The following is a 24,053-nucleotide window of genomic DNA, read 5'->3' as shown; positions in this document are numbered from 1 at the left end:
TGCCCCTCGAACGTACGCCATGCCACCGACGTGCCCGGTTCTCCCGGTTTCCCCCGTACGGGCCACAGGCTCCCCTCGGGCACGTCGGATGGCGGAAGCTGTCAGGTGTGACTATCCGCGCGTTCGCCGCCGTCCCAGCGCGCCCGCCTCATGTCGAGGCGCGGCAGGTGGCCCTGGGCGGCCCTGCTCGCCTCCTTCAGGGGCGTGCCCTCGGCGCGGTAGTGGTCGAGGGCCCGCAGCTCGTGGCCCGGCAGCAGCGCCCCGTCGGCGCGCACCACGCGCCACCACGGCACGGCACCGCCGTAGAGGGCCATCACCCGGCCGACCTGCCGGGGCCCACCCTCCTCGAGCCACTCGGCGACGTCCCCGTACGTCATGACCCGCCCGGGCGGGATCAGCTCCGCGACCTCGAGGACCCGCTCGGCGTACTCCGGCAGCGCGTCCGGATGCTCCGGGAGGGTGTCGTGGTCGGGGCGGGCGTCGTCGTCCTCCGGGCGGGCGTCGTCCGGGATGCTGTGCTCGCTCATCCGCCCCATCCTGCCCCACCCCACCGACAGCGCGACCGTTTCGTGACCGTGCGTGACCCTCGCTCCCGGGCGGTGCTTCGGGCAGACTGTCCGACCCCGCGTTTGCACCCTGACGCCCCCGTGTGTCGGTGGAGCATGCCACCATCGTGCGGGCGGTGACCGGTGATACGAGATCAAGAAGAGACGATGAAGCAGCAGGGTGTGCATCCCGAGGACGCGGAGGGCACCTCTGACGCTGCGTCGCGCCCGCACGGCCAGGACAGCCCCGACAGCCGGGGCGAGGCCCCCGACGAAGCGTGCGAGGAGGTGCACGTCGACGAGGTCGAGGGCGACGAACCGCTGCTCCCCGCGCGCGTGCACCGCCCCTCCGACCTCATGCGGCTGCTGGTGGGCGTTCTCGCGGTCATCGTGCTGCTGGGCATCGCCGCCTTCGCACACGGGACGACCTCGGGCCTCGAACAGGACATCAACAAGGGCACCGGGCAGGCGCCCGATCTGCTCATCAAGATCGCGGGGCTGGCGTCCAGCATCGCGATCCTGCTGGTGCCGGTCGCCTTCGCGATCGAGCGGCTGATCAAGCGGGACGGGCTGCGCATCGCCGACGGTGTGCTCGCCGCCGTCCTCGCGCACGGTGTGACACTCGCCACCGACCTGTGGGTCGCCAAGGCCGCCCCGGACTCGATCCAGGAGGCCCTCACCCAGCCCTCCCCCGGTGACATCCACGCCCTGACCGACCCGGTGCACGGCTATCTCGCGCCCGTCATCGCGTACATGACCGCCGTCGGCATGTCGCGCCGGCCGCGGTGGCGCGCGGTGCTGTGGATCGTGCTGCTCCTCGACGCGTTCTCGATGCTGGTCACCGGCTACACCACACCGTTCTCGATCATCCTGACGGTGCTGATCGGCTGGACCGTGGCCTACGGCACGCTGTACGCGGTCGGCTCGCCGAACGTCCGCCCCACGGGCCGGACGCTCATGGCGGGCCTGCGGCACGTCGGCTTCCACCCGGTGAGCGCGGCCCGCGAGGAGGCGCCCGACACGTCGGAGACCGGCGACCGCGGCCGGCGCTACTTCGTCACCCTGGAGGACGGCCCCCCGCTCGACGTCACCGTGGTCGACCGGGAGCAGCAGGCGCAGGGCTTCTTCTACCGCGCGTGGCGCAATCTGACCCTGCGCGGCTTCGCCACCCGCAGCAGCCTGCAGTCGCTGCGCCAGGCGCTGGAGCAGGAGGCGCTGCTCGCCTACGCGGCGATCGCGGCGGGCGCCAACGCACCCAAGCTGATCGCCACCTCCGAGCTCGGCCCCGATGCCGTGATGCTCGTCTACGAGCACACCGGCGGCCGGACGCTCGACTCGCTGGCGGACGAGGAGATCACCGACGAGTTGCTGCGGGACACCTGGCACCAGGTGCGCGCCCTGCAGTCCCGGCGCATCGCCCACCGCAGGCTGGTGGGCGACGCGATCTTGGTGGATCGTTCAGGCACGGTGATCCTCACCGATCTGCGCGTCGGTGAGATCGCGGCCGGCGATCTGCTGCTGCGCATGGACATCTCCCAGCTGCTCGTGACGCTGGGGCTCAGAGTGGGCGCCGAGCGCGCGGTCGCCTCGGCCGTGAGCGTGCTCGGCCCCGACGCGGTGGCGGACTGTCTGCCGATGCTGCAGCCCATCGCGCTCAGTCGCTCCACGCGCGCGACGCTGCGCAGACTGGCCCGGGAGCGGGCGCAGCGCGAGCGCGAGGCGGTGCTGGAGGCGTCCCGCCTGGCCAAGCAGGCCCGGCTGGAGGCCGGCCACGAGGCGGAGCCGGTCTCCGAGAAGGCCGAGAAGAAGGCCGTACGCGCGCAGGCGCGGGCCGAGAAGCGGGCCATCGACGAGGCGCTGGAGGGGGCGCGCGAGGAGGATCTGCTGACGCAGATCCGGCACGAGGTGCTGCGGATCCGCCCCCAGGCCCCGGTCGAGCCGGCCCGCCTGGAGCGGGTGCGGCCGCGCACCCTGATCAGCTTCATCGCGGGGGCGATCGGCGCGTACTTCCTGCTGACGCAGCTCACCCACATCGAGTTCGGTCCGCTCATCGCCAACGCGGAGTGGGGCTGGGTCGCCGCGGCCGTGGTGTTCTCCGCGCTCAGCTATGTCGCCGCGGCGATGAGCCTGCTGGGGTTCGTGCCGGAGCGGGTGCCGTTCTTGCGGACCATCGCCGCGCAGGTCGCGGGGTCGTTCGTGAAGATCGTGGCTCCGGCCGCGGTCGGCGGGGTCGCCCTCAACACGCGTTTCCTGCAGCGTTCGGGCGTGCGCCCCGGGCTCGCGGTGGCGAGCGTCGGCGCGTCACAGCTGTTCGGGCTCGGCTGCCACATCCTGATGCTGCTGTCGTTCGGCTATCTGACCGGCACCGAGAAGACCCCCTCGCTGTCGCCGTCCCGTACGGTCATCGCCGGTCTGCTCACCGTGGCGGTGCTCGTGCTGGTGGTGACGTCGGTGCCGTTCCTGCGGAAGTTCGTCGTCACGCGCGTGCGCTCCCTGTTCGCGGGGGTCGTGCCGCGCATGCTGGACGTGCTGCAGCGGCCGCAGAAGCTGGTCACCGGCATCGGCGGCATGCTCCTGCTGACCTTCTGCTTCGTGATGTGCCTGGACGCGTCGATCCGCGCGTTCGGCACGGAGTCGACCTCGATCAGCATCGCCAGCGTCGCCGTCGTCTTCCTCGCCGGCAACGCCCTGGGCTCCGCCGCCCCCACCCCGGGCGGTGTCGGCGCCGTCGAGGCGACACTGACGGTCGGTCTGATCGCGGTCGGCCTGCCCAAGGAAGTGGCCGCTCCCGCGGTGCTGCTCTTCCGCCTGCTGACCCTGTGGATTCCGGTGCTGCCGGGCTGGCTGGCCTTCAACCACCTGACCCGCAAGGGCGCTCTCTAGCCCCCGCGAGGGCGCCTTCCAAGAGAGCACCCATGCCCCGCGAGGGCTCCCTCCTGACGACCACGCCGCCGTACCTCGTACGGCCCGCGCCCCGCGCGCGTGGGCGGGCACGACCCCACGATGGGATCATGCCGAACCCCGCCCGTCTGCGTGCCGCCGCCCTGACCGCGACCGCCGTCCTGCTGACCTCCCTGGTGGCCGGCTGTGGCGACGACGCCGGGGCCGAGGACCTGACGGAGCAGCGGCTCACCTGGAAGGACTGCCCGGCCCCGGCCGCGTCGGAGGGCGGCGGCAGCGCCCCCTCCCCACTCCCGAACGGCGACCGGTGGCAGTGCGCCACGATGAAGGCACCCCGGGACTGGGCCGACCCCGAGGGCGACACCATCGGGATCGCCCTGATCCGGGCGGAGGCCAGCGGTGCCGCGAGCCGGCGGATCGGCTCGCTGGTGTTCAACTTCGGCGGACCCGGCGGGTCGGGCGTCAGCACGCTGCCCGCGTTCGGCAAGGACTACGCGACCCTGCGCACCCGGTACGACCTGGTGAGCTTCGACCCGCGCGGCGTCGGCCGCAGCGCCGGCGTGAAGTGCGAGAACGACCAGCGGCTCGACGCCTACTTCCAGCAGGACATGACCCCCGACGACGCCGCCGAGCGCGCTGCGTTCGTGGAGAACACCGAGGAGTTCAACGCGGCCTGCGAGGAGCGCTCCGAGAAGATGCTGCCGCATGTGCGCACCACCGACGCGGCCCGCGACATGGACCTGATGCGCCAGGTCCTCGGCGACACCAAACTGCACTACTTCGGCATCTCCTACGGCACCGAGCTGGGCGGCGTGTACGCCCACCTGTTCCCGAGGAACGTGGGGCGCGCCGTCTTCGACGCGGTCGTCGACCCCACACAGACGCCCGAGCAGGGGGCCCTCGGCCAGGCCAGGGGCTTCCAGCTCGCGCTCGACAACTACGCCGAGGACTGCGCGTCCCAGGCCGAGGGCTGTCCCGTCGGCGACACCGCGCAGGACGTGAAGGACCGGATCGCCGCACTGCTGAGAAAACTCGAGGCCAAGCCGATCCCGGGTGTCTTCCCGCGGGTCCTGACCCAGAGCGCGGCGACCAACGGCATCGCGCAGGCGCTGTACTCGAAGGACTTCTGGGAGTACCTCACCGAGGGCCTGGAGCAGGCCTACGACGGGGACGGAAGCACCCTGATGCTGCTGTCCGACTCGATGAACGGCCGCAGCGCGAACGGCGAGTACAGCAACATCGCCGCCGCCGGAGCCGCCATCAACTGCTCCGACGCCAAGCCCCGCTACTCCACCGACTACGTGGAGGAGAAGCTGCCGGAGTTCCGCGCCGCCTCTCCCCTCTTCGGGGACTTCATGGCCTGGTCCATGGTCAGCTGCACCGACTGGGCCGTGCCGGGCGCCGCCGACCACCCGGACGTCGGCGCGGCCGGCTCGGCGCCCATCCTCGTCGTGGGCAACACCGGCGACCCCGCGACCCCGTACGCAGGGGCGCGGAAGATGGTGGACGCGCTCGGCAAGGGCGTCGGCGTGGAGCTGACCTACCGGGGCCAGGGGCACGGCGCCTACGGCAGCAAGAACAAGTGCGTGCAGACGGCGGTGGACGGCTATCTGCTGAACGGCAAGGTGCCGGCCGATGGAACCGTATGCTCCTGACTCTCTCCCGATTTCCCGGAGAACCCGCAGGTCACAGAGTTATCCACAGGCTCCGACGGACGGGCGGCGCGTTGCCTACCATTGCCTGACAGCCGTCCCGCCACCCGGCGCGGACGGTCGGCAAGGGGGGAGTGCACATGGCGCGGTTCCTGCGGTGGACGGCACTGGGCGCCGCCGCCGCGCTGCTCGCGGTGGGCTGCGGCAGCGGCTCGTCGGGCAGCGGGGACGACGGCAAGGGGAAGGCGGCCGACGCCCGGCCGTCGGCCGGCCCCTCCGGCACGGCCACGACAGCGGCCCTGCCGGCCTCGCTCACCGGGCAGCAGCTGGACTGGGGACGCTGCGAGGCCGACGCGGGCTCGACCGCGCGGGGCAGCGAGTGGCAGTGCGCCACGATGAAGGTGCCGCTGGACTGGTCGAAGCCGGACGGCGAAACCATCGGTCTCGCGCTGATCCGCGCCAAGTCCCGTGGCAGCGGCAGCGGGCGCATCGGCTCGCTGCTGTTCAACTTCGGCGGCCCCGGCGGCTCGGGCGTGTCGACGCTCCCGCCGTACGGCGCCACGTTCTCCGCACTCCGCGAGCGCTACGACCTGGTCAGCTGGGACCCGCGCGGGGTGGGCGGCAGCGAGGGCATCCGCTGCCGCAGCAACAAGGACATCCAGGCCGCCGAGTCCGTCGACGTCACCCCGGACACCCCGGCCGAGGAGCAGGCGTACCTCCAGGACGCCACCGACTTCGGCAAGGGCTGCCAGAAGGCGGCGGGCGACCTGCTGGCGCACGTCTCGACCACCGACACCGCGCGCGACATGGACCTGATGCGCCAGGTCCTCGGCGACACCGAGCTGCACTACTTCGGCATCTCCTACGGCACCGAACTGGGCGGCGTGTACGCCCACCTGTTCCCGAAGAGGGTGGGGCGACTGATCCTCGACGCGGTCGTCGACCCGACCGCCGACGCGGTGGGCCACGCCGAGAACCAGGCGATGGGCTTCCAGCGGGCGCTCGACGACTACCTGAAGTCGAGGGGCCAGGACCCCGAGCAGGGCAGCGCGAAGATCGCGGACTTCCTGGACCGGCTCGACAGCGAGCCGCTGCCGACCTCCGACGGACGGAGGCTGAACCAGACGCTCGCCATCACCGGCATCGTCCTGCCGCTGTACAGCGAGCAGTCCTGGCCGGCACTGACCAGTGCTCTGGAGTCGGCGGAGGCCGGTGACGGCTCCGAGCTGCTGGCACTCGCCGACTCCTACAACGACCGCAGCGCCGAAGGGGGCTACGGCACGACGACCCACTCACAACGGGTCATATCGTGCTTGGACGACAAGCAGCGGCCGACCGCCGAGGAGACGAAGAAGCTGCTGCCGGAGTTCGAGAGGATCTCGCCCGTCTTCGGCGACTTCCTCGGCTGGGACACCGCCGGCTGGTGCCACGACTGGCCGGTGGCCGGGCAGTACGACACCCCGGAGGTGAGCGCGGCGGGTGCGGCACCGATCCTGCTGGTCGGCAACACCGGGGACCCGGCGACGCCGTACGAGGGCGCCCGGAGGATGGCGGACGAGCTCGGGGAGGGCGTCGGTGTGCTGCTCACCTGGAAGGGCGAGGGACACGGTGCGTACGGCAGCGGGAGCGACTGCGTCGACTCGACGGTGAACGCCTACCTGCTCAGGGGCACGGTGCCGAGGGACGGCAAGGTCTGCTCATGACGACGGCGGGGGCTCCGGGCACTCGTGGCGCCCGGAGCCCCCGCCGATCGGAACGGCAGGTGGGGTCAGTAGACCGGCTTGCTCGGCTCGATCTGGTTGACCCAGCCGATGACACCGCCACCGACGTGCACGGCGTCCGCGAAGCCCGCGGACTTCAGCACGGCGAGGACTTCCGCACTGCGGACACCCGTCTTGCAGTGCAGGACGATCTTCTTGTCCTGCGGCAGGCCCTCCAGGGCGGTGCCCAGGAGGAACTCGTTCTTCGGGATCAGCCTGGCGCCCGGGATGGAGACGATCTCGTACTCGTTCGGCTCGCGGACGTCGATGATCTCGATGTTCTCGCCGTCGTCGATCCACTCCTTGAGCTGCTTGGGAGTGATCGTCGAGCCGGCGGCCGCCTGCTGGGCCTCCTCGGAGACGACGCCGCAGAAGGCCTCGTAGTCGATGAGCTCGGTGACGGTCGGGTTCTCGCCGCAGACCGCGCAGTTCGGGTCCTTGCGGACCTTGACCTGGCGGTACTGCATCTCCAGGGCGTCGTAGATCATCAGACGGCCGACCAGGGGCTCACCGGTGCCGGTGAGGACCTTGATCGCCTCGGTGACCTGGATGGAGCCGATGGACGCGCACAGCACGCCCAGGACGCCGCCCTCGGCGCAGGAGGGGACCATGCCCGGCGGCGGGGGCTCCGGGTAGAGGCAGCGGTAGCAGGGGCCGTGCTCGGACCAGAACACGGAGGCCTGGCCGTCGAAGCGGTAGATCGAACCCCACACGTACGGCTTGTTCAGCAGCACGCACGCGTCGTTGACCAGGTAGCGGGTCGCGAAGTTGTCCGTGCCGTCGACGATCAGGTCGTACTGGCTGAAGATCTCCATCACGTTCTCGGCCTCGAGCCGTTCCTCGTGAAGGATCACGTTCACGTACGGGTTGATGCCCTTGACGGAGTCACGGGCGGACTCGGCCTTGGAGCGGCCGATGTCGGCCTGGCTGTGGATGATCTGGCGCTGCAGGTTCGACTCGTCGACCTCGTCGAACTCCACGATGCCGAGCGTGCCCACGCCCGCCGCGGCCAGGTACATCAGCGCCGGCGAGCCCAGGCCGCCGGCGCCCACACAGAGCACCTTGGCGTTCTTCAGCCGCTTCTGCCCGTCCATCCCCACGTCGGGGATGATCAGGTGGCGGGAGTACCGGCGAACCTCGTCTACGGTGAGCTCAGCGGCTGGCTCGACCAGGGGTGGCAGCGACACGGGGACTCCGTTGGTCGGTCGATCACTACAGTTGTTCTCCCCGTAACACTGCCATGGGCTTCTTCATTCCGAGACACCCGTTCCGATCCGCGAGACGATTTCGTCCCAGTAGCCGGGCATGGTCTCCCAGGGGTCGTCCAGGCCGCCGCGGTCGCCCCGGTCGGTGAACCAGATCGTCGCCGCGCCCTGCCAGCGGGCGATCCGCAGCGCCTCGTCGAGATGACCGCGGGGCACGCCGTGCACCAGGTGGCAGAACCGCTCGGGCGGATGGTCGGCGGTCCACTCGGCCACCTGCGACCAGCGGTAGTCGGTCCAGGGGCCGGAGAAGGTGACCAGTTGGTCGGCGTGCTCGGCGTAGCCGTGGTGCGGGTGGGTGCCGTGGCCGAGGACGATGTGCGGCGCGTCCCGGAGGGTGCGGAGCGTGGCGACCGTACGGCGGACCTCGGGGAGTTCGGCGCGTTCGCCCGGGCAGCGGTCCAGCAGGAAGCCGTCGACCTGGTACCAGTCGAGGTACCGCTGCGCGTCGGAGACGAGTTCGGCGAAGGCGCGCGCCCCGTAGGCGGTGTCGAGGTGGCCGAGGACGCGGACGCCCGCGTTGCGCAGCCGGCCTGCGGCCTGGAGGCAGTGCGGGTCGGGGCGGGCACCGGGGCCGTCGGCGACGTTCAGGACGGCCCAGTGCAGGAGTGTGCCGGCGCGGGAGAGGTCGCCCCACTCGGCCGGTGCGAGGAGGGGGTGGGCGATGCCGGGCACGCCGAGGCCGGTGCGCAGGTCGGTGGTCCCGGCGCTCGCGGTGCCCGCCGGGGTGCCCGTCAGATACGACACGCCGCCTCCATCCAGATGTCGGCGAGCGACTCCTCGAGGTTGATCCGGGGCCGCCAGCCGAGCCGGTCGCGGGCGGTGCGCACATCGGCCTGCTGCCAGCTGCCGCAGCCGTCCGGGTACGGGTACGCGACCGGGGCGGAGTGGTCGGAGTCGGGGCGGGGGTGTCCGATGGCGGGCCGCAGGTGGGTGCCGGGGGGACCGTCGAGTTCGTGGAGGGCGCCGCCGTATCCGGCCACGCGCGCGAGGATTCCGGCGGCGTCGCGCAGCCGGACCGCGCGGCCCGAGCCGATGTTGATGACGCCCTGCGCGGCGGAGAGGGAGGCGGCGTGCACGGCGCGGGCGACGTCACGGACGTCGACGAAGTCGCGCTGGGCGCCGAGTCCGCCGAGCTTGAGCTCGCCGTCGCCGGACTGCATGGCGCGGCGCATGGCCTCGGCGAGGCGTCCCAGCGGGGATCCCGCCGGGGTGCCCGGTCCGGCGGGTGAGAACACTCGGAGCACCACGGCGTCCAGGCCGGAGCCCAGGACCAGTTCGGTGGCGGCGAGTTTGCTGACGCCGTACGGGCCGCCGGGGCGGGGGACGGCGTCCTCGGCGGTGGAGGAGCCGGGCTGGCTCGGGCCGTACTCGGCGCCACAGCCGATCTGCACCAGACGGGCGCCGCAGCCGCTGCGGCGCAGGGCCTCGCAGACGGTGGCGACGGCGACGGTGTTGTGCCGGGTGAGTTCGCGGGCTCCGCCACGGGTGGCGCCCGCGCAGTTGACGACGACCTGGGGGTGGACCGCGTCGAGGAAGCGGGTGAGTGCGCCGGGGCTGCCGGACGCGAGGTCGAAGCGGACGTCGGCGTCGTCGCCGCGGCCGAGCGCGGTCAGCTGGACCGCCGGGTCGGCGAGCAGCCGGTCGGCGACGAAGCGGCCCAGGTAGCCGTTGGCTCCGATCAGCAGAACCCTCATCGTGCGGCTCCCTCGGTGTGCGCTGCGGCTGTCCGGGCGGCGTGGGCTCCGGTCGCCCGGTGTGCTCGGGCTGCTCCTGTGACCGCGGGGGCTCCTGTGACCGCGGGGGCTCCTGCGACCGCGGGTGTCCCGGTGGCTCCGGTCGCTCCGGATCGGGAGGTGGTCATCTGGTCTCTCCTTCGAGGGTGTTGCGGTGCCTGCGGCTGGGGGGAGAAGCGCTGCGTCGTGCGGTCCGTGCACGGTGGGGGAGGCGCGGCGCGCAGTGGTCGGGGGTGCGGGGCGGCCCCGGCGGCTCGTGGGAGTCGGGGCGCGTCAGCACGGGTGGGCCGTTCGGGCGTGGGCCGAGGCCCTGGTGAGGGTGCGGGCCGCGTGGACCAGGAGGGGCAGGCCGGCGGCTCCGCAGAGCAGGGCCGGGACGCTTGCCGGGCCCCAGGCGGTGATGAGTGCCTCGACGGGGGCGGACAGCGGAGCGCAGCCGGGGAGGCGGCCCGCGAACACCGTGGCCGCGGCGAGCGCCTCGGCGGTGGCGACGGCGCCGAGGACCACCGCCGGGACGTGGGTGAAGCCGTGCACGGTGAGAAGGCGGGCGAGGAAGAGCAGCGTGCCCAGGGTGAGAGTGCCGGTGTAGGCGTCCGGCTCGTCCAGGGCTGTGGCGCACAGGGCGGACAGTGCGCCGAGCGCGCACAGGAAGAGGGCGAACACGCCGAGCAGCAGCGGCTGTACGGATGCGGTGAACTCCTCCAGGCCGCGGCTGGCGTCGAGTCGGCGACGGGCGCGGGCGGCGAGCAGGTGCGCGCACCCGGCGGCGGGCGCGCAGGCGAGGGTGAGGGTGAGCAGGGGGGCGGCGGCGAAGGGCCAGGGGCCGTCCGGTGCGCCGGTGGGCAGCCCGTCGGGGCCGCCTGCGACGGCGGACCGCAGGAGACCGTCGCCGAGGGCCGCGTAGGCGAGGAGCCAGCAGGTCCAGGCACCGGTCCGGGGCCGGCCGGAGCGGGTGCCGCCGCGCGCGCCCAGCGGGCCCCTGCGAAGGACTCCGCGCAGGGCGAGGGCCACCGCGAGGACGCCGACGGCGGCGACGAGGAGGCGCGTCCGCCCCTGGGTGAGGCGCAGGCCGGTCACCGCCGCGGCGCACAGGGCGCCGGGCAGCAGGGTGAGCAGGGCCCGGTCCAGGCGGGGGCGCGGGAGGGCGGTGGGCGCGGGGGGCGGCGGGGTGTCGTCGCCGCGGGGGACGCGGGCGTACATCTCCTCCGCCAGTGAGAAGACGTCCCGGTGCCGGAAGCGGGCGGCGGTGCGGTCGGTGACGCCGTGGGCCTCCAGCCCGGCCGCGATCTCCAACGGGTCGACGGCCCGTTCGCACAGCTCCCGGTGACGGTGCATCAGCGCCTTCACGGGGTCTCCGGTGCCCCGGCGGGCCGCGGACGACCTGTGCCCACCGCCACCCGCACCGCCCCCGCCCTCGGGCGCGCTCACCACGGCGCGGCCCCCCGCGCTCTCACCGTTCCCCGGGGCCCCGGACCGGTCCAGTTCGCCCAGCCCGCTCATCGCGCCCCCTCGCTGACGGGCTCGGCGGTGACGGACGAGGTCCCCCGGGCCGACATCCCCCCGGCCGACGTGACCCGTACCGACGTGCCCCGTACCGGCGGCCCCGCCGTCCAGCCCGCACCGCGCGGGGCGGCGGTGACCCGTGCCCCCAGCCCGGTCCAGCGCCCCGGCAGCCGGGCCTCGGCGGGTACGGCGAACGGCCGGGGATCGCCCACGTCGGCGAGGACGGCCCCGCGGGCCGGGCACTGGGAGACGATCTCCAGGTAGATGCCGTGAAACGCCTCGACGTTCTGCTCGACCGTGAAGAGTTCCAGCGCGCGGGCGCGGGCGGCCGCGCCCAGGCGCGCACGGCGCTCGGGGTCGCGCAGCAACGCCCCGCACGCCTCGGCGAGCGCCCGCGGATTGCGCGGCGGGACGACCAGTCCGGTGCCGCCGATGACCTCGACCACCGCGCCGACGTCCGTGGACACGGTCGCCCGGCCGCAGAACATCGCCTCGACCAGACCGACCGGGAACCCCTCGACGACGCTGGACAGGACGACGACGGCGCCGGCGGCGTACGCCTCGGCGAGACCGGGCGTCTCCGGGCCGCCGATCTCCTCGAAGGACACCGGGTTGTCGCCGACGCAGTGCGGGCCCTCCGCCTCGTCGGGGAAGAGCTGGGCGGCCAGCGTCCTGCAGTGGCCGAGGTACGCCTGCCCCTCGGGCCCGGCCGGCGCGCCGATGATCCGCAGGCGCGCCCTCGGCTCCTCCTCCCGGATCCGGGCGAAGGCGTGGAGCAGGGACACCAGGTCCTTCGCCGGTTCCACCCGGCCCACCCAGACCAGGGTGTGCGGATCGGCGGTGTCCGGGGCGTCGCCCACGTCCGCGAAGCGCGCGGCGTCCATGCCCGGGTAGACCGTGCGCAGCTTGGCGCGGTCGGCTCCGCAGCGCTCCTGCCAGCGGCGGGCGTGCGCGTTGCCGGGCGTGACACGGGCGGCCTGCCGGTAGACCTCGGCGGCGAGCCGGCCGTGGAAGGCGGCGAGCAGGGCGCGGACGGCGGGGGTGCTCGCCGCGGAGGGCGCGTCGGGCGCCCCGGAGTTCAGGTAGTGCGTCCGCAGCCGCACCCCGTACTCCGTCACCAGCAGCGGTACGTCGAAGAAGTGCCGAGCCAGCAGCCCGGGCAGGGCGGCCACCCCGCCGGCGGCGGCATGGCACAGGTCCACCGAGCCGAGAGCGCCCCCACCGTCGGCGTCGGCCTCGTACCAGTCGAGCGAGAGGGGGCGCAGGGCGCGTTCCAGGTGATCGGCCACGGCCAGCAGCTCGGGTACGCGCGCCCCACGCGTAGGGCGCAGCGCGCCGGGCGCGCGACAGGCGCGCTCCAGGGCCCGTACGGCACCCTCCGAGCGGAGCGCTCCCACCAGCCCGCCCTCGTCGCGGGCGAGTTCGGCGAGGCCGTAGAGCGCGTTGGCGAAACGGTCCGCCTGAGAGGCGGGGCCGTCGCAGAGGGCGGTGACCAGCTCCCCGTAGCACTCATTGAAGCGCCGGCGCGCACGCCGCCCGTACCCGACCCCGTCCTCCCCCGCGGTCCACAGCGGCGCCGTCCGCACCCGTCCGACCTGCGGCGGAAGCGCGACGCAGCCCGACTCCTCCTGATGCGGTCCGCTGCTGAGCGCGTAGATGTCGAACTCGTGCTGCCCGAGCCCGCGCACGAGCCGGTCGCACCAGAGTCCGGCGTCACCGCCCACATACGGATAGCCACCCTCCGTCAGCAGTCCGATGCGCACGCACGCACCCCCGATCTCCCGTTTGGGGAGCCGCCGTTGACTCGGCGGCTCGCAGCGGGAAGAACGTATGCGGACAAGGCGGTGGCGCGACGGACGGTTGTCCATCGCGCCACCAAAAGGGGTGAACGGTCGTAACTTTCCCGTGCGGGTCGCGTTCGGTCGCGCTAAGAGTTCACTTGAGTGCGAAACGTTACGCCCCGCTCACGGGCGAGAGCCCTGGCGATCGTCAACCCTTGGGATAGGCCCAGGGGTTGGGCAGACAGTGGATCCCGTCGTGGTCGAGGAATTTCGTCTGCTGTTGCATGACGGGGGCGAGGTCGCCGTCCTTCTGGCAGTTCTCGTGGTGGTAGCCCAGCCGGTGACCGACCTCGTGATTGATCAACATCTGCCGGTACGCATGGATGTCGTCACCGTAGGTCGCGGATCCCTGGGCCCACCTGTACGCATTGATCATGACGCGTTCCGTCGAGGCCGAGTCGCACGAGACGTTGTCCTCGGTGATGTCCAGGCTGGATTTGGCGCACCAGACGGCGGTGGTGCCGGGGCTGGCGAGGGTGATGACGAAGTCGGGCTTGCCGGAGTGGATCCGCTCGAAGGTGCGCGCGCCGTCGTGCGCCCAGCTGCGGTCGTCGTTCAGCGTCTTCTGCACGGCCTCGGCGAACAACTTGCCGTCGAGACCGAGCCCCTGCTCCACGTCCACCCGGTAGGTGAACTTCTGCCCCTTGCCGGGCGCCTTGTCCACCCCGGGGACCGCGTCGAACTTGCCCGACCCCTTGAGCTTCGCGCCCAGCTGGTACTTGGCGTCCATCTTCTGCTCGTACGTCAGCGTCACCGCGGTCGGGGACGGTGACAGGGACGGGCTCGGCGCGGCCGACTCCAGTGCGCCTCCGGCCGCCCGCCCGGCGGCCGACTGCGACTGGACGCCGTCGTCTTCGCGCGTGTCGGTCACCTGCCCGGCGACCACGACGGCCAGCACCGTCGTGACCGCGGCGGCGACGATGCCGGTGAAGGTCCGCCCCTTGGCGCTCTTGACGTCCACGGGCGCGCCGGTGGGCGGCGCGTCGTCGTCCACGTCCACGCCGCCCAAAGCAGCCGTACGTCCGCCCGTCCCCCGTCCGGCCACGGAGGCGTACGGGTCGCTCTCCGTCGTGGCCGCGTACGGGTCGGACGCGCGCGTGGGCGTGAACGGCTTCCCCGCGCGCGTGAAGACGTCGTCGTCCTCGCCGAGTTCGAAGGCGTCGAGATACTCCTGGCGCGGGCCCCGTCGCGGTCCCTGCGGGGGGATCGGCCGCTGACGCGGTATCACCGGCTGCCCGGGAGCGGCCTGACGCCCCCTCAACTCCCCCCAGCCGCCACCGGCTTCCCGCTGCTCGGGATGACCGCCGCGGGCCTGCGGGAAACCGTGCGCCGGAGTCCCGTCGGGATACCGGGGGACGCCCCGGTCGGGGGCGCCGCCGGAGAGCCCGGGGAAGCCGTACGGGGGCGTCCCGTCGGGAAGGCCGGGCGTGCCGCGCGCGGGAGTGTCGTCGGCGTAACGCGAGGAGGCACCGGAAGAGGTGCCGGAGGAACCCTTGGGCGCCCTCTTGGGCGCCGGTCCACGCCGACTGTGGCGTCCCACCTCTGCCTCAGCCCCTCGGGGTCGAGTCGGCGGTCTCGGCGAGCAGCTCCCGGAACGCTCTGGCCACCGTCTCCGGGTACTCCATCATCGCCACGTGCCCGGCGTCGGGCAGCGTGAGCAGGCGGGAGTCGCGGAAGGCGCGGGCGGCGCGCTGGGCCATGCGGAAGCCGACGAGCTGGTCGCGGCCGCCGTAGACCAGGAGGGTGGGTGCGAGGACGCGCTCGGCCTGGCGCCACAGCCCGTGCTGGCCGCCGAGGGTGTAGGCGCTGAGCAGCCCGCGCGTGGTGCGTGTCATCGCGTCCCAGAAGTACGGCAGCTGCAGCCGCCGCTCCAGTTCCTCCACCGCGTGCCGGAAGGCATCCGGAGTGACACGGCCGGGATCGCCGTAGCAGAGCCCCAGGACGCCTCTGACGCGCTGCTCGGCCGTCCATTCCCGGGTGAGCCGGCTGAAGAGCGCGGCCACACCGGGCAGGCCGACCAGCCCGGTGGGGACCGCGGTGCGCTGCACCCGCAGTTCCGGCAGGGCGGGCGAGACCAGGGTGAGGGTGCGGACGAGGTCGGGGCGCCCCGCGGCGACGCGCGTGGACACCGCGCCGCCGAGGGAGTTGCCGAAGAGGTGGACGGGGCCGCGGTCGGCCGCGTCGAGGTAGCGGATCACAGCACGCGCGTGTGCCGTGATGGAGTAGTTGCCGTCGTCCGGCGGCGGGGAGTTGCCGAAGCCGGGGAGGTCGAGGGCCTCGCTCTCCACGACCCCGTCGAGCAGCGCCATCAGCGCGGACCAGTTCTGCGAGGAACCGCCGAGGCCATGCACGTACAGGGCGGGTTCGAGCCCTTCTCGCACGGGCGGCCTGGACCGGATGGTCAGGGTGACGCCCGGCAGACCGACGGACCGCAGCCGCTCGCCCTCGGCGACCCTGACGGAGGCCATCTTCGGCAGCACACTGGTGGGCGGCACGGACGGCAGCTCGGTCGAAGACATGCGGGCAATGTTACGAGACGATCACGCACGACCATGTGTGTTCGGCGTCACAGGAGCGAGGCGGGACGGGTACCGGTACCGGCGCGATTCGGGGGCACATCGCATAGCGTCCGAAACGGGTGTCTCCTAGGCTCGTACCGAGGGCACCCGCTTGTGGCCCCCGCGTGTCCCGGGGGCGTTCGTAGGAAGGGAGCCCACCATGGCCGTTGACCCCACCGACCCCGAGACGTTCGTGGAAGAGGACGACGACTTCGGGGAGATCGACGTCGAGGCGCCGGAGAACGTCGCCGCCGAGGAGTACGAGGACGTCCCCCCGGAGCGCGACGCCCCCCTGGAGAGCGTGGACCCCGCGCGGGCGAACGAGGCGGACCTCGTCGAACAGGCACGCGTCGTCTCGCTGGACGAGGACGACTACCGCTGACGCGACCGGAGACGCATACTGCCGACGCGACGAGGGGCGCGTACCGCCGGCGCGACAAGGAGCGCGCCCACCAGGAGCAGGGGCGCATTCTGCCCGGACCACCCCACTTCGAAACCTTCTGTACGGCTTTTGTGATCGTCCGGTCCGTGAAATTCTGCGCTCGCACCGCGCGCCACACGGTTACCGAAAAGTACGATGGCGGCGCGGCGCACACCGCATGTGGACGACTTTGGGAGGCGGCGTGACAGCCATCGAGCAGACAGAGGCAGCACGCCCGCGAGGCACGCGCCTGCCGCGCCGTGCCCGACGGAACCAGCTGCTGGGCGCCGCCCAGGAAGTCTTCGTGGCGCAGGGCTACCACTCCGCCGCCATGGACGACATCGCCGAGCGGGCCGGCGTCAGCAAGCCCGTGCTCTACCAGCACTTCCCGGGCAAGCTCGACCTCTACCTGGCCCTGCTGGACCAGCACTGCGATGCGCTGATCCAGGCCGTACGGGGCGCGCTCGCGTCGACGACCGACAACAAGCAGCGCGTGCGCGCGACGATGGACGCGTATTTCGCGTACGTCGAGGACGACGGCGGAGCCTTCCGTCTGGTCTTCGAGTCGGACCTGACGAACGAGCCCGCGGTCCGCGAGCGCGTCGACAAGGTCACCACCGAGTGCGCCGAGGCGATCTGCGACGTCATCGCCGAGGACACCGGCCTCTCGCGCGCGGAGTCGATGCTGCTGGCCTCCGGTCTGGGCGGCCTGGCGCAGGTCGTGGCCCGCTCCTGGCTGCACAGCGACCGCAGCGTCCCGCGCGACCAGGCGGTGCAGTTGCTGGCCTCTCTGGCCTGGCGGGGCATCGCCGGTTTCCCCCTGCACGGCACCGATCAGCACTGACCACAACTGCCACCGCGCGTTTGTTCCCGCCCCCTGTTCGCTCCTGGCGTGGACGGCCACGCCGTGTACGTCCCCTCACCGGGCTAATGTGTGCAGCGTACGGCGCGGATGCCCGCGCACCCCATGACCGTCGGAGGGACATAGCCGTGGAGGTCAAGATCGGCGTGCAGCACGCGCCCCGCGAGATCGTTCTGGAGAGCGGTCAGACTCCCGAGGAGGTCGAGCGCGTGGTGGCCGATGCCCTGGCCGGGAAGTCGCAGCTGCTCAGCCTCGTGGACCAGCACGGCCGCAAGGTCCTGGTTCCGGCAGACCGCCTCGCCTACGTCGAGCTGGGCGAGCCGGCCCCGCGCAAGGTGGGCTTCGGCGCGCTGTAAGGCACACGCCTCGAGAGAAGGGGCCCGGCGGTCTTCCGACCGCCGGGCCCCTTCTCCGTGTACGCGCACGCGTTCACGGACGGCGCACAAGTCCGCCACACAGGAGGATTGCATTCCGCAGGTCACGGGTAGGACGGGCTACGACCTTGGTGCACGGCCCGCCGCCCGGGAGGGACCCACATGATCTTGGAAGCACTCGGCTCCGCTGTGCTCGGTCTCGCGCTCGCGTGGGCGGCGCTCCAGCGCCTGTCCCACCGCCTGCCGGTCCGCACCCTCGTCCTCGCGACGGGCGTCGCCGGAGCCCTGTTCGGTGACTTCGTCACCCACAGCGCGCTGGGCACCGGCACCCTCCTGCTGAGCCTGCTCGGCGCGGCGGTCGTCTCCGTCGCCTCCGTCTCCCTGCTGCTGCGGCCCGCCGGAAGACTGCGCCGGCGCTCGGCCCCGGCGTAGAGGGCCGGAGCCGGGAAGCCGGACGTCTAGGCGGCCAGCCCCAGGGCCGCCATCCGCTTGGTGTGGGCCTCGGTGATGCGGGAGAACATCCGGCCGACCTCGGCGAGGTCGAAGCCGTCCGCGACTCCGCCCACGAGCATCGTCGACAGCGCGTCCCGGTCGGCGACCACCCGCTGGGACTGCGACAGGGCCTCACCCATCAGCCGCCGCGCCCACAGCGCGAGCCGTCCGCCCACACGCGGGTCGGCGTCGATCGCCGCGCGCACCCGGTCCACCGCGAAGCCGGCGTGTCCGGTGTCGTCGAGCACGGCGAGCACCAGGGCGCGGGTGTCGGTGTCCAGGCGGACCGCGACCTCGCGGTAGAAGTCACTGGCGATGGAGTCGCCGACGTAGGCCTTGACCAGGCCCTCCAGCCAGTCCGAGGGGGCCGTCTGCTTGTGGAAGCCGTCGAGGGCGGCCACGAAGGGCTCCATCGCCACCGTCGGCTCCTCGCCGATCTCGGTGAGCCGGTCGCGCAGCCGCTCGAAGTGGTGGAACTCGGCCGAAGCCATCTTCGCCAGCTCCGCCTTGTCCTCCAGCGTGGGCGCGAGCTTGGCGTCCTCCGCGAGCCGCTCGAACGCCGCCAGCTCGCCGTACGCGAGAGCGCCGAGCAGGTCCACGACCGCGGCCCGGTACTGCGGATCGGCGGAGGCCTGCGCCCAGTCCTGGGCGGCGATCCCCGTGGCGGCTTCAGCGGACTCGGCGGGCTCTTCGGATGCGTTGTCAGGCTTGTCAGAGGTGGTCATGCAGCGCACAATAGCCCGCTCACCGCACGGTGGAAGTCCCTGGTCAATCAGTGTGACCACGAAGACGCGACCGACCGCGTCCGACGGTGTGACAACCACAACGTGACCGAATCGGCCATCGCGTGTGCACGATTCCGGGGTATGGTGGTAATGCGCCTGCCGAATATTCGACGGGCCGCACGTATGAGGATGCCCGGTCGGTGGCCCGATCGGCTCCGACCCGACAGCCCTCCCCGGCCGTACGGCACATTGCGTACGACGACCGGAGGGAACCCTCCAGCGGTACGAGCGCTAGAGCGTCGGCAGAGGTCCCGTGTCATACGGCTTGCCGCAAGCGGTTTGCCCGTAAGGCAGCCGACGTCCCCGGCACGGTCCGTCAAAGACCCCCGCGCTCGCCTCGCACCGCGCACACAGAAGAGGCAGCACCCTGACTACGACGTTCCGAGAGCTCGGAATCCTTCCCGAGACCGCCGAGGCCCTGGAGGCCGTCGGCATCACCACTCCCTTCCCCATCCAGGAGATGACGCTCCCCGTGGCCCTGTCGGGCACGGACGTCATCGGCCAGGCCAAGACCGGCACCGGCAAGACGCTCGGCTTCGGCCTCCCGCTCCTCGAGCGCGTGACCGTCCCCGCCGACGTCGAGGCCGGCCGCGCGAAGCCCGAGGACCTCACCGAAGCCCCGCAGGCGCTCGTCGTCGTCCCCACGCGCGAGCTGTGCACCCAGGTCACCAACGACCTGCTGACCGCCGGCAAGGTGCGCAACGTGCGCGTTCTCGCCATCTACGGCGGCCGGGCCTACGAGCCCCAGGTCGAGGCCCTCAAGAAGGGCGTCGACGTCGTCGTCGGCACCCCGGGCCGGCTCCTCGACCTCGCGGGCCAGAAGAAGCTCAACCTCCAGCACATCAAGTCCCTCGTCCTCGACGAGGCCGACGAGATGCTCGACCTGGGCTTCCTGCCCGACGTCGAGAAGATCATCAACCTGCTGCCGGCGCGCCGCCAGACCATGCTGTTCTCGGCGACCATGCCGGGCGCGGTCATCGGTCTCGCCCGCCGCTACATGTCGCAGCCCACGCACATCCGCGCCACCGCGCCGGACGACGAGGGCGTGACCGTCGCGAACATCTCGCAGCACGTGTACCGCGCGCACAACATGGACAAGCCCGAGATGGTCGCGCGCATCCTGCAGGCCGAGGGCCGTGGCCTCGCCATGATCTTCTGCCGCACCAAGCGCACCGCCGCCGACCTCGCCGACCAGCTCAAGCAGCGCGGCTTCGCCTCCGGCGCGGTCCACGGCGACCTCGGCCAGGGAGCGCGCGAGCAGGCGCTGCGCGCCTTCCGCAACGGCAAGGTGGACGTCCTCGTCTGCACCGACGTCGCCGCGCGCGGCATCGACGTCGAGGGCGTCACCCACGTCGTCAACTACCAGTCCCCCGAGGACGAGAAGACGTACCTGCACCGCGTCGGCCGTACGGGCCGCGCGGGTGCGAAGGGCATCGCGGTCACGCTCGTCGACTGGGACGACATCCCGCGCTGGCAGCTGATCAACAAAGCGCTGGAGCTTTCGTTCAACGATCCGCCGGAGACGTACTCCACCTCCCCGCACTTCTTCGAGGAGCTGAACATCCCCGCGGGCACCAAGGGTGTTCTGCCGCGCTCCGAGCGCACGCGCGCGGGGCTGGACGCTGAGGAGTTGGAGGACCTGGGCGAGCCGGGCGGCCGCGGTGCACGCGGCGGCCGTGGTGGCCGCGGCGAGCGCGGTGGCCGGGGCGAGTCCCGTTCCGCCGACCGTTCCGAGCACGAGCGTTCGGCCCGTGCGCCGCGCCGCCGTCGTCGTACGCGCGGCGGAGCCGTCCTCGACGGGACGCCGGAGGTCGCTACGGCGGAGCAGACGCCGGTGGCCGAGGCGGCCCCCGCGTCCCGCACCCCGCGCCGTCGGCGCCGTACGCGCGGCGGAGCGGCCGCCGAGACGGTTGCCGTGCCGGCCGTGGAGTCCGTGACGTCCGCCGCCCCCGAGGCCGCGGAAGCGGCCGTGGCGACGGCTGAGGGCCCGTCCCTGACCGGCCCCGAGGCACCGGAGACCGCCGAGACGCCGGCCAAGCCGCGCCGCCGCCGCACCCGCAGGTCCGCGGAGACGGCCCCGGCCGCCCCGGAGGCGGAGCTGACGCCGGTTCAGACCCCGGCCGCCGAAACGGCCGTGGACACGGCCGAGGCCACCGAGGCCAAGCCCCGCCGCCGCACCCGCAAGACGACGGCGACGGCTCCGGCCGCCGAGGCGGTACAGCCTGTGGAGACGGCCCCGGACGCCGTCGCGACCAAGCCGCGCCGCACCCGCAAGACCGCGGCGACGGCCGCCGAGGCGGCGGTGGAGACGGTCCAGACCGTCGAGACCCCGGAGGCCACCACCGAGGCCAAGCCCCGCCGCACCCGCAAGACCGCGGCCACCGCTCCGGCCGCCGCCGCCGAGACGGCCGTCGACACGGCGGAAGGCACGGAGGCCAAGCCGCGCCGTACCCGCAAGACCGCGACCACGGCTCCGGCCGAGGCCGCCGTCGACACCGCCGAGGCGACCGAGGCCAAGCCGCGCCGCCGGACCACCCGCAAGGCCGCCCAGGCCCCGGAGACGGCCACCACGGCCGACATCCCGGCCCAGGCCACGCAGGAGCCGGAGACCAAGCCGCGCCGCACCCGCAAGACGGCGGCTGCGACGGCGGAAGCCGCGGTCGACACGGCGGAAGGCACGGAAGCCAAGCCGCGCCGTACCCGCAAGACCGCGACCACGGCTCCGGCCGAGGCCGCCGTCGACACCGCCGAGGCGACCGAGGCCAAGCCGCGCCGCACGCGCAAGACCGCGGCCACGGCCCCGGCCGTCGAGGCCCCGGAAGCGGCCACGGAAGCGGCCACGGAGGCCGCCGCCAAGCCGCGCCGCACGCGCAAGACGGCGGCTGCGGCAGCGGAAGCCGCGGTCGACACGGCGGAAGGCACGGAGGCCAAGCCGCGCCGGACGCGGAAGACGGCCGCCGCGGCTGTGGACACGGTCGAGGCCCCCGAGGCCAAGCCGCGCCGCACCCGCAAGACCGCGGCCACCGCTCCGGCCGAGGCCGCCGTCGACACCGCCGAGGCGACCGAGGCCAAGCCGCGCCGCACGCGCAAGACGACCGCCGCGACCACCACGGCCGTCGCCATCCCGGCCCAGGCCACGCAGGAGCCGGAGACCAAGCCGCGCCGCACCCGCAAGACCGCGGCCACCGCCCCGGCGGCGGCCGAGGCTTCCGACACGGCCGAGGCGAAGCCGAGGGTGCGCCGCACCCGTAAGGCGACGGCCGCCGCGGAGCCCGCGGACGGCTGACCGACCGGCTGACACGGCCCGACGGCCCGGCTCCTCCCACCCGGAGGAGCCGGGCCGTCGGTGTTCGTGCGCTCGGCGTTCGTCCGCTCGGCGCTCGCGCCACCCGCCGTCCGTCCGCTCGGCGCTCATGCACCCGGCGTTCGCCCCCAGGACGCCCCCGACGGCGGCCCTCCGGGTAGCCTCGGCACGTGACCAGGCCGACCAGTTCCTCGACCCCCTTCCCTCCGCCCCCCGGCGCTCGTGCGTACGCGCTGCGGACCGTGCGTGGGGACTTCGCCGTCGTCGACTCGCCCGTGGCGGCCGGGGTCGAGCAGCGGGGTGTCGCGCTGCTGCTGCCCGGGTTCACCGGCAGCAAGGAGGACTTCCACCTGCTGCACGGGCCCCTCGCGGCACGCGGCTACCGGACCGTGGCCGTGGACGGCCGCGGACAGAACGAGTCGGACGGGCCGGCCGACGACGAATCCCCGTACGCGCGGGAGGAATTGGCACGGGATGTACTGGCGCAGGCGGCCGCCCTGGACACGCCCCTGCACCTCGTCGGGCACTCCCTCGGCGGCCAGATCGCCCGCGCCGGCGTCCTCCTGGACCACTCCCCCTTCGTCTCGTTCACACTGGTCGCCTCGGGGCCGGCCGAGATCTCGGACTCCCAGAAGCAGCGGGTGAAGCTGCTGCACGACGCGCTCGCCGTGATGACGATGCCGCAGGTGTGGGAGGCGATCCTGGCGATGGGCCCGCCGGAGGAGGTCGGCGGTCCGGCCCGCGGCTTCGGCGACCCGGAACAGCTGCGGCTGCGCTGGCTGAACCACAAGCCCGCCCAACTCCTCGCCACGGGCCGCCAGTTGTGCACGGAGCCGAACCGCGTCGCCGAGCTCGCCGCCGTCCCGCTGCCGTTCCACGTGCTGTCGGGCGCACGCGACGACACCTGGCCGGTGCCGCTCCTGGACGAGATGGCCGTACAGCTGCGCGCCGACCGCACGGTCGTCCCGGGCGCCGAGCACTCACCGAACCTCGACCAGCCCCTGCCGACGGCCCACGCCCTCGCCGACTTCTGGGACCGCCGCGAGCGGCACTAGTACTGCGTCTGCACGTGCTCCCAGAACCCGTCGCGCAGCGCGCGCCTGAGGTCGGCCTGGCCGCGCAGGGAGTACTGCAGGATGCCCTCGGCCTCCACGAGGAGGTCCTGGTCGACGGAGCCGGGCAGATAGGGGTGGCCGGGCAGCAGCTCGACCAGGGACTCCCGGCCGCGTGCCGCCAGCCACTTCGCCGCGATCTGGGCGCCGACGAAACGGACGTCCTCGCGGGTGGGCCGGCTCGCGCCGCTCGCCTCGTAGGCCGGGGCGGTGCGCCGGGCGACGTACGGCTTGAAGAAGTCGAGGTCGAGGGTGCGCTGGCTGTCGACCTCCCAGAGCAGCGGCTCGGCCTGGTTGCGGCCCTCGGGGGCCTCGATGCCCCAGAGATGGACGCGTGCGCCGTACCCCTGGGCGGCCTCCACGGCCGAGACCAGGTCCTCGTCGCCGCCGAGCAGGGCCGCGTCGCTGATGGCGCGGTGCCGGGCGAGGGACTCCAGATCCGTCCGGATGAGTGAATCGACGCCCTTCTGCTGGTTGTTGGCGTTGAGATTGCCCAACCGGACCTTCACGTCGGGAAGTTCGGCGATGGACTGCTGCTCGGCGGTGTGGATGCGCCGCCGGGCGCCGTCGTACCAGTAGACGCGCAGCAGCCGACTGTCCGCGAAGATCGTGCGGGCGCGGTCGATGAGCGCCTCGATCAGTCCCTCGGCGTCGAGGTCGAAGGCTCTGCGGTCCTCCGTTCCGGCGATCAGCCGGCCCGCGGCCGCGTAGAGATACCCCGCGTCGACGAAGATCGCATGGGTCGAGGGCGTCTTGGCCACCTCGGCGAGCATGCGGGTCAGCAGCTCGTTCGTGCGGTCGATGCGGGCGGCGAGGGCCGCGAGGTCGTCGTTCATCGCCTCTATTGTCTCGGCGGTCACGCTGTGAACACAACCGATCCCGTTCAGTCTCCGCAAGCTCTCTTACCGGCTGGTAATTAGCCGTTCGAAAAATTTCTTTAGCGTA

Annotated in this window: 19 protein-coding genes; 9 read left to right on the top strand and 10 right to left on the bottom strand. The window is 72.9% G+C overall.

Annotated features, from left to right (window positions below; all coding sequences use genetic code 11):
* Positions 1-101: 101 nt before the first annotated feature.
* Positions 102-527 carry an MGMT family protein gene (locus tag ACIRF9_RS28985; protein WP_403827981.1) on the bottom strand — a complete coding sequence of 142 codons (426 nt, stop codon included), beginning with the start codon at positions 525-527 and terminating at the stop codon, positions 102-104.
* 186 nt (positions 528-713) lie between these two features.
* Between ACIRF9_RS28985 and ACIRF9_RS28980 the strand changes: the two genes are divergently transcribed.
* From ACIRF9_RS28980 to ACIRF9_RS28970, 3 genes are all read left to right on the top strand, one after another.
* Positions 714-3,428, top strand: coding sequence for a lysylphosphatidylglycerol synthase domain-containing protein (locus ACIRF9_RS28980; RefSeq protein WP_403827979.1), 2,715 nt, complete (start codon positions 714-716; stop codon positions 3,426-3,428).
* Positions 3,429-3,556: 128 nt separating this feature from the next.
* Positions 3,557-5,101 (top strand): alpha/beta hydrolase, encoded by a 1,545-nt coding sequence (locus ACIRF9_RS28975; protein WP_403827977.1) that lies wholly within the window; start codon positions 3,557-3,559, stop codon positions 5,099-5,101.
* 137 nt (positions 5,102-5,238) lie between these two features.
* Positions 5,239-6,801, top strand: a complete 1,563-nt coding sequence (locus ACIRF9_RS28970; RefSeq protein WP_403827975.1) for an alpha/beta hydrolase — start codon at positions 5,239-5,241, stop codon at positions 6,799-6,801.
* Between the two features lie 65 nt (positions 6,802-6,866).
* Here the strand turns inward: ACIRF9_RS28970 and moeZ are convergent, their stop codons facing one another.
* The 7 genes from moeZ to ACIRF9_RS28935 all read right to left on the bottom strand — a co-directional run bounded on the left by moeZ (position 6,867) and on the right by ACIRF9_RS28935 (position 15,719).
* The gene (gene moeZ, locus ACIRF9_RS28965; protein ID WP_403827973.1) at positions 6,867-8,045 is read right to left on the bottom strand and encodes an adenylyltransferase/sulfurtransferase MoeZ; all 1,179 of its coding nucleotides are present in this window, start codon (positions 8,043-8,045) and stop codon (positions 6,867-6,869) included.
* Between the two features lie 63 nt (positions 8,046-8,108).
* On the bottom strand, positions 8,109-8,867 hold the full coding sequence (locus ACIRF9_RS28960) for a spherulation-specific family 4 protein (RefSeq protein ID WP_403827972.1): 759 nt from the start codon (positions 8,865-8,867) through the stop codon (positions 8,109-8,111).
* Entirely contained in the window at positions 8,855-9,817 is a 963-nt protein-coding gene (locus ACIRF9_RS28955; RefSeq protein ID WP_403827971.1) for an NAD-dependent epimerase/dehydratase family protein, read from the bottom strand. The genes ACIRF9_RS28960 and ACIRF9_RS28955 overlap by 13 nt, the downstream gene beginning before the upstream one ends.
* Before the next feature lie 312 nt (positions 9,818-10,129).
* Positions 10,130-11,356 carry a hypothetical protein gene (locus ACIRF9_RS28950; RefSeq protein WP_403827969.1) on the bottom strand — a complete coding sequence of 409 codons (1,227 nt, stop codon included), beginning with the start codon at positions 11,354-11,356 and terminating at the stop codon, positions 10,130-10,132.
* The gene (locus tag ACIRF9_RS28945; RefSeq protein WP_403827967.1) at positions 11,353-13,122 is read right to left on the bottom strand and encodes a DUF3492 domain-containing protein; all 1,770 of its coding nucleotides are present in this window, start codon (positions 13,120-13,122) and stop codon (positions 11,353-11,355) included. Before ACIRF9_RS28945 ends, ACIRF9_RS28950 begins: the two co-directional genes overlap by 4 nt.
* Before the next feature lie 226 nt (positions 13,123-13,348).
* Positions 13,349-14,740: a DUF3152 domain-containing protein gene (locus ACIRF9_RS28940; protein WP_403827965.1), complete on the bottom strand. Its 1,392-nt coding sequence runs from the start codon at positions 14,738-14,740 to the stop codon at positions 13,349-13,351.
* Positions 14,741-14,747: 7 nt separating this feature from the next.
* Positions 14,748-15,719 (bottom strand): alpha/beta fold hydrolase, encoded by a 972-nt coding sequence (locus ACIRF9_RS28935; RefSeq protein WP_403827963.1) that lies wholly within the window; start codon positions 15,717-15,719, stop codon positions 14,748-14,750.
* A 199-nt stretch (positions 15,720-15,918) separates the two neighbouring features.
* Between ACIRF9_RS28935 and ACIRF9_RS28930 the strand changes: the two genes are divergently transcribed.
* The 4 genes from ACIRF9_RS28930 (at position 15,919) to ACIRF9_RS28915 (ending at position 17,847) form a co-directional block, all read left to right on the top strand.
* A complete protein-coding gene (locus tag ACIRF9_RS28930) occupies positions 15,919-16,140 on the top strand; it encodes a hypothetical protein (RefSeq protein WP_403827961.1) in 222 nt (73 codons plus the stop codon).
* A gap of 241 nt (positions 16,141-16,381) precedes the next feature.
* Positions 16,382-17,023, top strand: coding sequence for a TetR/AcrR family transcriptional regulator (locus ACIRF9_RS28925; RefSeq protein ID WP_403827959.1), 642 nt, complete (start codon positions 16,382-16,384; stop codon positions 17,021-17,023).
* Positions 17,024-17,169: 146 nt separating this feature from the next.
* Positions 17,170-17,397, top strand: a complete 228-nt coding sequence (locus ACIRF9_RS28920) for a DUF3107 domain-containing protein (protein WP_067248221.1) — start codon at positions 17,170-17,172, stop codon at positions 17,395-17,397.
* A gap of 180 nt (positions 17,398-17,577) precedes the next feature.
* Positions 17,578-17,847, top strand: coding sequence for a hypothetical protein (locus ACIRF9_RS28915; RefSeq protein ID WP_403827957.1), 270 nt, complete (start codon positions 17,578-17,580; stop codon positions 17,845-17,847).
* A gap of 26 nt (positions 17,848-17,873) precedes the next feature.
* Here ACIRF9_RS28915 and ACIRF9_RS28910 read toward each other — a convergent pair whose 3' ends face one another.
* On the bottom strand, positions 17,874-18,641 hold the full coding sequence (locus ACIRF9_RS28910; protein ID WP_403827955.1) for a ferritin-like fold-containing protein: 768 nt from the start codon (positions 18,639-18,641) through the stop codon (positions 17,874-17,876).
* Positions 18,642-19,152: 511 nt separating this feature from the next.
* Between ACIRF9_RS28910 and ACIRF9_RS28905 the strand changes: the two genes are divergently transcribed.
* A complete protein-coding gene (locus ACIRF9_RS28905; RefSeq protein WP_403827953.1) occupies positions 19,153-21,978 on the top strand; it encodes a DEAD/DEAH box helicase in 2,826 nt (941 codons plus the stop codon).
* Positions 21,979-22,166: 188 nt separating this feature from the next.
* The gene (locus ACIRF9_RS28900; RefSeq protein ID WP_403827951.1) at positions 22,167-23,051 is read left to right on the top strand and encodes an alpha/beta fold hydrolase; all 885 of its coding nucleotides are present in this window, start codon (positions 22,167-22,169) and stop codon (positions 23,049-23,051) included.
* On the opposite strand, the gene ACIRF9_RS28895 is transcribed toward ACIRF9_RS28900, so the two are convergent.
* Entirely contained in the window at positions 23,048-23,944 is an 897-nt protein-coding gene (locus ACIRF9_RS28895; RefSeq protein ID WP_403827949.1) for an NYN domain-containing protein, read from the bottom strand. The genes ACIRF9_RS28900 and ACIRF9_RS28895 overlap by 4 nt on opposite strands.
* Positions 23,945-24,053 lie beyond the last annotated feature (109 nt).

It is taken from the genome of Streptomyces sp. NPDC096132 (assembly GCF_044763345.1).
Classification (GTDB): domain Bacteria; phylum Actinomycetota; class Actinomycetes; order Streptomycetales; family Streptomycetaceae; genus Streptomyces.
The sequence above is the reverse complement of the archived record's forward strand: the minus strand, read 5'-3'. Positions and strand labels throughout refer to the sequence as shown.